This window comes from Rhizobium sp. P1_E1 (assembly GCF_056406015.1).
Genome location: NZ_JBFUAY010000441.1, coordinates 1 through 1981 on the forward strand (window position 1 = coordinate 1; position 1981 = coordinate 1981).

General features: G+C 57.9%; 2 protein-coding genes. One reads left to right on the plus strand and one right to left on the minus strand.

What is annotated here, in order from left to right; genetic code table 11:
* The first annotated feature begins 252 nt into the window (after nt 1-252).
* Complete coding sequence (locus AC1D1Z_RS36850; RefSeq protein WP_477853749.1) at nt 253-1206, plus strand: sulfonate ABC transporter substrate-binding protein; 954 nt, start codon at nt 253-255, stop codon at nt 1204-1206.
* Nucleotides 1207-1411: 205 nt separating this feature from the next.
* Here the strand turns inward: AC1D1Z_RS36850 and AC1D1Z_RS36855 are convergent.
* The coding region (locus AC1D1Z_RS36855) for an alpha,alpha-trehalose-phosphate synthase (UDP-forming) (protein WP_477853751.1) at nt 1412-1981 on the minus strand (570 nt) is incomplete at its 5' end.

Sequence of the window (1981 nt, forward strand, 5' to 3'; positions counted from 1 at the left end):
TCCTTCCTCATGGCCATATTCCTCATCAAGGAAACCGTCATCGGTAGAGACGGCAGCCAACCCGCTGTTTTAGCAACGCCTTGACGCTCCGATCGGCGCTCGAAATCGGGCCAGCAACATGCGCGGTTCTTTTTGCTCGCTACTGCGTCAGAACAAAAAAGCGAATCCGGAAGAAGGGGACGCGGGAGCACGTATACTCTAGGAAAAATGTAGACATACTTTATTTTGGCGTCGTCTATTCCGGAGGGTATGATGAAGATCACAAGACGCGCTTTCACTGCGGTGGTGGCAGGTGCCATCGCGACACCTTTGATGCAGGTTCGACTGGCTGGTGCGGCTGACAAGGTCGTGCGCATCGGTTACCAGAAATATGGAACTCTGGTGCTTCTCAAGGGCAAAGGGTTGCTGGAGAAGAAACTCAAATCCATCGACTACACCGTTGAATGGACTGAATTTCCGGGCGGTCCCCAGCTCCTCGAAGCCCTGAACGCTGGTGCTGTCGATTTCGGATCGACCGGGGAAACGCCGCCGATCTTCGCCCAGGCGGCGAACGCTCCGCTTGTCTATATCGCACACGAGCCGCCCGCCCCGCGCGGTGAAGCCATACTTGTCCCGAAGGATAGTCCCATCAAGTCCGTTGCCGACCTGAAGGGCAAGATGGTCGCCTTTAACAAAGGCTCGAACGTGCACTACCTGCTCGTTAAGGCGCTCGAAGAAGCCGGTTTGACCTACGAGGACGTGGAGCCATCCTTTCTCGCCCCAGCCGATGGCCGCGCGGCTTTCGAAAAGGGCGCGGTGGATGCATGGGTCATCTGGGATCCCTTCCAGGCAGCTGCGGAAGTGGCGATCGAAGCGCGAGAGCTCAGAAACGGCGAGGGCATCGTTCCCAACCACCAGTTCTATCTCGGCACGACTTCGCTGGTTGACGGCCATGCCCAGGCGATCGATGTCTTGATCGACGCCATTTCCGAGATCGACGAATGGACCAAGTCCGACACCGCGGCTGCGGCTGCGGAGCTATCACCGTCGGTCGGCATCCCCGAACCTGTCCTCGTCAAGGCGCTCGAACGTCAGTCCTACGGGATCAAGAGTCTGGATGRCACGGTCGTCGCGCAGCAGCAGAGCATCGCCGACACCTTTTTCAAACTGAAGCTCATTCCCAAAGAGGTGACGATTGCGGACGTCGTCCGCAAGGGCAAGGCGTGATGCCCATCTTCAGGATCTGAGCACTGGCTCGAGCGAGAAAGTCTGGCCGCCTTCTCGCATGACACTCAGCCGGGACACCGGGCTCCGTGTGAAGCTGAGACGCGGTGCATTGGGAGGGGCCGCAAATCAGAACGCAACCCTCTCAGTCGTGAGTTTTGGCGCCGGCGATCCGGCGCGGTTCGATCGTCCGGTTTGCGTGGAAAACCTAATTGGCGGCAGGCGTCTTCGCGATCAAATCTCTCAGAAAGTCATTGCACCAGCGAGAGACGTCGTGTTCTAGCAGATGATCCATCATTCCCCGCCAGCGTTCGCGGCGTTCCTCGATTGACATCGTGAGTGCCTTGGCAAGGGCATTGGCGGTGCCTTCGACATCATAGGGATTAACCAGCAGTGCACCTTTCAATTCGCGAGCCGCGCCGGCAAAGCGGGAAAGAACGAGGACGCCCGGGCGATCGGGGTCTTGCGCCGCGACATATTCCTTCGCGACCAGGTTCATCCCATCGCGCAACGGCGTTACGAATCCGATTGTCGCAAGACGGTAGAGGCCAGCGAGCACATTTCTGCTGCTGGACCGATTAATGTAGCGGATCGGCACCCAATCCACGGTTCCTATCGCGCCATTTACCCGGCCCGCCTGTTCAGCCACCATTCGCTGCATCTGTTCATATTCAGGCACTTCGGATCGCGATTTGGGCGTGATCTGCAAGTATGTCACCTTGTTTTGATAGGCTGGATTGCTGGTGATGAAACGTTCGAAAGCGTCCAGACGCTGGGT